Source organism: Nonomuraea sp. NPDC005983, from assembly GCF_040614375.1.
In the GTDB taxonomy this organism is placed as follows: Bacteria; Actinomycetota; Actinomycetes; order Streptosporangiales; family Streptosporangiaceae; genus Nonomuraea.
In genome coordinates, this window is the sequence record NZ_JBEXUP010000008.1 from 111165 (window position 1) to 117879 (window position 6715).

Here is a 6715-nt window from a genome sequence, read left to right on the forward strand (position 1 = left end):
TGGAGGCAGTGTGTCATCTCCCCTGCGCGTCGCCATCGTCGGCGGCGGACAGATCGCCCGCGTCGCCCACATGCCCGCCTTCCGCCAGCTGTCCGGCCAGATGGAGGTGGTGGCCGTGGTCGACGCCACGGCCGAGCTCGCCGCCGCGTTCGCGGAGAGCTGGGGCCTGCCGTACCACTCGGCCGACCTGGAGGGGGCACTGGCCGAGGTCAGGCCGGATCTGGTGGCGATCGCCAGCCCGCCGGCGCTGCACGCCACGCAGGTGGCGGCGGCGCTGCGGAGCGGGGCGTGGGTGTGGTGCGAGAAGCCGCCGTGCCTGTCGCTGGCCGAGTACGACGCGATGACCGCGGGCGAGCGGGACGGCGGGCCGTACGCGGCGATCGTCTTCCAGCAGCGCTTCGGCTCGGCGGCGCGGCACGCGCGGCAGCTGATCTCCACGGGGGCGCTCGGCACGCCGTACGTGGCGCACTGCCAGACGACCTGGTACCGCGACCCGGACTACTACGCGGTGCCCTGGCGCGGCAAGTGGGCCACCGAGGGCGGCGGGCCGGCCATGGGGCTCGGCATCCATCAGATGGATCTGATGCTGGAGCTGCTGGGCGAGTGGACCGAGGTGCGCGCGATGGCGGGCAGGCTCGCGCGCGACATCGACACCGACGACGTGACCACAGCGCTGGTGCGCTTCGCGAGCGGGGCGATGGCCACCGTGGTCAACACCTCGCTGGCGCCGCGCCAGGTCAGCCACATCCGCATCGACCTGGCCGACGGCACGCTGGAGCTGTCGCACCTGTACGGCTACGCCAACGCGGACTGGACGTTCACCCCGGCGCCGCACGCGAGCGAGAAGGCGTGGGTACCGCCGGCCGAGGACGTGCCCAGTTCACACCTGGTACAGCTACGCGGGCTGGTGGCGGACCTGCGGGCCGGGCGGCGGCCGCGGGCGAGCGGACAGGACGGCCGCCGGTCGCTGGAGCTGATCACCGCGATGTACAAGGCGGCGCTGACCGGGCAGAGCGTACGGTCTGGGGAGATCGGCCCTGGCGACCCCTTCTACGAGAGCATGCACGGAGGCCGCAGTGATCTCCTTTGACCGGTACGGCGTCGAGCTGCTGCGCTACGTCGACGAGCCGGACCCCGAACCCACCGAGTCGCCCAAGCCCTACATCCACCCGCTGCGGACGCTGGCCGGCGACGTGGTGACGGTCTACCGGCCGCACGACCACCGCTGGCACAAGGGGCTGCAGATGACCGCCTCGCACGTGTCGGGGCAGAACTTCTGGGGCGGCGGCACCTACCTGCACGAGCAGGGGTACGTGCAACTCGACAACAACGGCACGATGCGCCACGACGACCTGTCGGTGCGCTCCGACGGGCTGCGGGGCACGCTGACCTGGCGCAGCTCCGGCGGCGAGGAGTGGGTGCGGGAGCTGCGGGAGATCGCCGTCCGCGCGGTTGACCCGGAGAACGGTTCGTGGGAGCTGCACTGGCACACCGAGCTGACCGGCCTGCGGGAGGAGCCGCTGGCCTTCGGCAGCCCGACCACGCACGGGCGCCCGCTGGCCGGGTACAGCGGGCTGTTCTGGCGCGGCCCGCGCTCGTTCACCGGGGGCGAGGTCCTGGCGCCCGATGGGCGCGGCGGGGAGGATCTGATGGGCGCCAAGGCGCGGTGGCTGGCCTTCCACGGCCGGCACGACGAGGTGGACCGGGACTCGACGCTGGTGTTCGTGCCCACGGAGGACTGCGACTGGTTCGTCCGCAGCAACCAGTTCGCTGCGGTGAACCCGTCGTGGGCCTTCCACCGGGAGTTCACCCTCGGCCGCGGGGAGAGCATCTCGCGCAGCTACCGGCTCGTCATCGCCACCGGAGCCTGGGGACGCGACCGGATCGAGGACTACCTGGGCGGCGCCTGAACGTCCCGTGGGTCCGCACCGGCACGCGACGAGCGCCGCCAAGCGCGGCGCGAACGCGCCCGGAAGGGCCACGGCTACCGGCGGGTGACCATCGACGACGTGGCCGCCGGGGCCGGCATCGGCAAGGGCACCGTCTACCTGCACTGGAGGACCCGCGAGCAGCTGTTCAGCGTGGTGTTCGCGCGCGAGGTCCTCTACGCGATGGACGAGCTACGCCAGGCATTGCGACAGGATCCGCGGGTGTGCCTGCTGCATCGCTTCGCGCACGCCTACTTCCTGGCGATCGCGAACCGACCGCTGCTGCGCAGCTTCCTGCTGGGTGACCCCGATCTGCTCGGCAAGCTGACCAGCTCGCCCGACACCGGCCGCGATGACCGGCACAGCACGATGCTGAACGGATACCTCCGGTTGCTCGCCCAGCACGGTCTGCTGCGCGACGACCTGAGCGTCGATGAGGTCGGCTACGCCTACCAGGCGACCTTCGAGGGCTTCCTGGGGGCCGAGGACGCTTCGCCCGTGGACGGCGCCGAGCAGCGGGCGGACCTTCTCGCGCGAACCGTCCAGCGCGCGTTCGAGGGCGAGTCCCAAGCCTCCGACGCCGCCGTCGGCGATCTGGCCGCCGCCACCGTCGCACTTCTGGACGACCTGATCGAAGCCGACCGTGCCGAGTTCGGCATTCCCGAGGCCTGACGACGGTGTTCGTGGACTGCGTCAATCAGGAACGCCGATAGGGTCCCGAAGCCCGAACCCGGCCCTGGAATGACCGGCTCACCGGGCCTCGTCGATCCTCCGCTCGGTCGTCGGGGAGGACGGCTTCGACCTGGCGGCCCACTGGCGGAACCACCTCACCGCCCACGACGCCCGCAGGCCGCGGCTTCAAGCCTCCGTCCGGACTGCTCCGGCGCTGCTGTCCGCGCTGCCAGATCGCCTGGACGCGGCACGGGTCCGCGTCCTCGAAGCCTCTGCAGCGCCGGCGGATGCGTACGGCCGGGCGGAGGCCGGCGCCCTCAGCAGCAGCCCGGCGGACAGGGTCGCCAGCAGCGCAAGGGCGGCGAGGACCGCGAAGCCGTAGCGCGTGTCACTGTGGTCGGTGACCGTCGCGACCAGGAACATCCCCCCGACCGTGGCCGCCAGCCCGCCACCGTTCGCGAGCCCGAAGGCCCTGCCCACCGAGGCATCGTCGACCGAGGCCATCAGCATGGTGCGGGAGGCGATCCTGGCCTGCCCGAAGAAGAACGCACCCAGCGGCACCCCGACGAGGTAGCCGGCGATCCCGAACTGGCTCTGCAGCACCAGGCCCACATTGCACAGCAGAAAGCCCACGACGGCGATGCGAAGGTCCGGATTGCGTCTGCTGACGATCCGGTAGGCGCCGGTGGCCGCCAGGAAGCCGAGGCACCCGAGGGCGTCCACGGCGCCGAACGTTGCCGCACCCAGGTGGAGTTCGCCGATGACGGCAGTGGGCAGCAGCGCGTTGAAGACCGTGACGACCACGCTCCCCTGGGCGTAGAGCAGGATGAAGCGGCGCACACGCAGCGGCCCGCGCGGCGCTGCCGGGACCGGCGCCTGCTCCCCGGCGGCGGCCGGCGCCCGGTACGGGCGGCGCCCCATCGCGGCGACGCAGAGCGCCGAGACCATGAAGGTCCCGGCGTTGAACACCAGCAGCGGCACGGCGCCGAACGCCTGGGCGGACAGCCCGCCGACCGTCGCCGACAGCAGCATCCCCGCCTGGGTCCCCATCTCGTAGCGGGCGTTGAACCGCCGCAGCCGGTCCGCCGGAACCCGTTCCTTGATCAGCGCGGAGCTGGCCGGAAAGAACAGGGCGCTGACGATGGCCAGCCCCAGATTGGCGCTGTAGATCCCGGGCCCCGGGGCACCACCGAAGGCCAGCCACAGCGGCAGCCCGAGGGCCAGCGCCGCACTGGTGACATCGCAGCCGATCCACAGGGTCCGCCGGTCGAAGCGGTCGGCCAGCCGTCCGAAGAAGGGCGACAGCAGCGCCTGCGGACCTGCGACGGCGATGAAGAGCCAGCCGACGGCCATCATGGTCTGCTGCTCCCTGATCATGAGCAGCGCACCGACGATGAGCTGGACATTGTTCCCAAGGGCGGTCGCGAAGGCAGCGGACACGAGCAGCCCCTCGGCCCGGCGGGGGTGGCGGCTGAGGATCATGGCACCAGTGTCCGGAGGTTCACTGACATCTTCTGTCAGTGCACCTCCGCGTCGCTGGGAGGGATCTGCACCGTGCGGATCTCGCCGCGTTCGCCGTAGATCCGCAGTTCGGCCTTGCCACCGTCCAGGGCTCATGACCATATAACGGACATCATCACGACCTTCCCGCTATGGTGCTGAAGATCCATAGTTCCGACACTGGAGTGTCATGCCGTCCGCCGAGCCCCTCCGGGAGGGCGATCCCGCCGCCGTGGGGCCGTACCGGCTCCTTGGGCGGCTGGGCGCGGGCGGGCAGGGGATCGTCTATCTGGGCCAGGGGCCGGACGGCCGCCCCGTCGCGGTGAAGGTGCTGCGCGAAGGGCGGGCCGACGAGCGTTTCGCCAAGGAGATCGAGGCGGCGCGGCGGGTGGAGCCGTTCTGCATCGCCCAGGTCCTGGACGCGTCGGGGAGCGGGCGGCCGTACATCGTGACGGAGTACGTGGAAGGGCCGTCGCTCCAGCAGGCCGGCCGCCACGCGGGCGCCGACCTGCAACGTCTGGCCGTGGCGACGGCGACCGCGCTGGCGGCCGTCCATCAGGCGGGGATCGTGCACCGCGACTTCAAGCCCGCCAACGTGCTGCTGGGGCCGGGCGGGCCGCGGGTGATCGACTTCGGGATCGCGCGGCCGGCCGGGGCGGGGCCGTCGGGGGCCAGCGGGATCGTGGGGACGCCCGCGTACATGGCGCCCGAGCAGCTCGCCGGGACGCCGATCGGGCCCGCGGCCGACGTGTTCGCGTGGGGCTCGGTGATGGTGTTCGCCGGGACGGGGAGCCCGCCGTTCGGCGAGGACACGCTGCCCGCGGTGATCAACCGCGTCCTGCACAACGAGCCGCGGCTCGGCGACCTGCCGCAGCCCTTGCGCGCGATCGTCCTCGAATGCCTGACCAAGGATCCGGTACGCCGGCCGTCCATGCAGGACGTGCTGCTGCGCCTGCTGGGCGACCCGAGACCCAGACCTGGGAACGGTGTCCCGGCCGGTGCGGGGTTCGGAGGCAGCGGCCCGGCGGGTCCAGGGCTTGGGGGCGGCACCCCCGGCTCCGGGTACGGCGCCCCGGGTTTCGATGGCGGCGGTCCTGTCGGTAGGGGACCCGGTTCCGGCGGCATGGCCACGGCGCCCGGGAGGTCGGGGCGCAGGAGCGGGCCCTGGATCGTGGCGGGGGCCGCCGGCGCGGTGGCCCTGGCGGTCGCGGGGACCGCCGTCTGGGGCGTCGCGAACGGATGGATCGTCAAGACGCCGCGCCCGACCGCGGAGTCGCTCGCGATCGCCACGAACGAAGACCCCAAGCCGACGGCGACGCCCACGCGCCCGAAACGCACCAGGAAACCGACCTCCCCCAGACCGACCAGGAAACCGACCGTCGAACCGCCCGAACGGCCGACGCGGCAGTCCACCGCCTCCGCCCCGCCGACGCGCACGGCGAAACCCAGCAAATCCGCCACCTCAGGGGCGTCGTTCAGGATCCCCTCCCTGTCCGCCCAGGGCGCCAGAAAGGCCAACACCCAGGACTGCCAGGTCGGCCAGACCATCACGTTCGCCGTGGTGGAGGGCACCAAGCTGCGCACCACGTTCACCTACGAATGGATTCTGGACGGCAAGGTCGTGATGCGCTCCGAGGGTTCCACCACGGACGTCCACACCCAGAGGGCCACCGGCCCGCTCATCAAGACGAACGGCCCTCACACCATCACGCTCCGCCTGACCTCGCCCGCCACGGTGTCGAGGACGCTCAACTTCACCGTCTGCCCGGCCGGGACCGAGTGATGGACCCGCTCCGGCCCGAGGATCCGCCGGCCATCGGTCCGTACCGGCTGCTGGCACGGCTGGGCGCGGGCGGGCAGGGCGTGGTCTACCTGGCCCAGGGTCCCGACGGGCGGCGGGTGGCGGTCAAGGCGCTCGCGGACGGGCTGGCGGGCGACCACCGCTTCGCCAAGGAGATCGAGGCGGCGCGGCGGGTGGAGCCGTTCTGCATCGCCCAGGTGCTGGACGCCTCGCTGAGCGGGCGGCCGTACATCGTGACCGAGTACGTCGAAGGCCCCTCCCTCCATCAGGCGGGCCGCCACACCGGGGCCGACCTGCAACGCCTGGCCGTGGCGACCGCGACCGCGCTGGCCGCCATCCACCGCGCCGGCGTGGTGCACCGCGACTTCAAACCGGCCAACGTGCTGCTCGGGCGCGACGGGCCACGCGTCATCGACTTCGGCATCGCCCGCACGGCCGACCAGGCACTGACGGTGACGAGCAGCATCGTGGGGACGCCCGCGTACATGGCTCCCGAGCAGCTCGCCGGCGCACCGGTCGGACCGGCGGTGGACGTGTTCGCGTGGGCCTCGGTGATCGTGTACGCCGCGACGGGGACGCCACCGTTCGGCAACGACTCACTGCCCGCCGTGATCCGCCGCATCCTCAACGAGGAGCCGTACCTGGGCGATCTGCCGGGGCCGCTGCGGCCGATCGTCCTGGCCTGCCTGACCAAGGATCCGGCCGCGCGGCCCGCCATGCAGGACGTCCTGCTCTGGCTCATCGGCTCCAGGCCGGCGCCTCCCCTGCCCCCGCCCCGCCCCGGTCCTCCGGCCCCTTCCCCTGCCCCCTCCCA

5 protein-coding genes and 1 pseudogene are annotated in these 6715 nt (G+C 72.4%); 5 read left to right on the plus strand and 1 reads right to left on the minus strand.

Annotation, left to right across the window (positions count from 1 at the left end):
- The first annotated feature begins 10 nt into the window (after window positions 1–10).
- The 3 genes and pseudogenes from ABZ297_RS06785 to ABZ297_RS06795 form a co-directional block, all read left to right on the plus strand.
- Window positions 11–1090, plus strand: a complete 1080-nt coding sequence (locus ABZ297_RS06785) for a Gfo/Idh/MocA family oxidoreductase (RefSeq protein WP_355340519.1) — start codon at window positions 11–13, stop codon at window positions 1088–1090.
- Complete coding sequence (locus tag ABZ297_RS06790) at window positions 1077–1910, plus strand: PmoA family protein (RefSeq protein WP_355340522.1); 834 nt, start codon at window positions 1077–1079, stop codon at window positions 1908–1910. Before ABZ297_RS06785 ends, ABZ297_RS06790 begins: the two co-directional genes overlap by 14 nt.
- A gap of 81 nt (window positions 1911–1991) precedes the next feature.
- Window positions 1992–2600, plus strand: a pseudogene (locus tag ABZ297_RS06795) (helix-turn-helix domain-containing protein); the annotation flags it as partial.
- Between the two features lie 186 nt (window positions 2601–2786).
- Here the strand turns inward: ABZ297_RS06795 and ABZ297_RS06800 are convergent.
- Complete coding sequence (locus ABZ297_RS06800; protein WP_355340525.1) at window positions 2787–4082, minus strand: MFS transporter; 1296 nt, start codon at window positions 4080–4082, stop codon at window positions 2787–2789.
- Between the two features lie 208 nt (window positions 4083–4290).
- On the opposite strand from ABZ297_RS06800, the gene ABZ297_RS06805 reads away from it, so the two are divergent.
- Entirely contained in the window at window positions 4291–5883 is a 1593-nt protein-coding gene (locus tag ABZ297_RS06805; protein ID WP_355340527.1) for a protein kinase, read from the plus strand.
- A partial coding sequence (locus ABZ297_RS06810) for a serine/threonine-protein kinase (RefSeq protein ID WP_355340530.1) occupies window positions 5883–6715 on the plus strand: 833 nt, incomplete at its 3' end. The genes ABZ297_RS06805 and ABZ297_RS06810, both read left to right, overlap by 1 nt.

Bases quoted from the DNA above. Each gene is read 5' to 3' on its own strand.
- ABZ297_RS06800 (WP_355340525.1), bottom strand. From the start codon at position 4,082: ATGATCCTCAGCCGCCACCCCCGCCGGGCCGAGGGGCTGCTCGTGTCC.
- ABZ297_RS06805 (WP_355340527.1), top strand. From the start codon at position 4,291: ATGCCGTCCGCCGAGCCCCTCCGGGAGGGCGATCCCGCCGCCGTGGGG.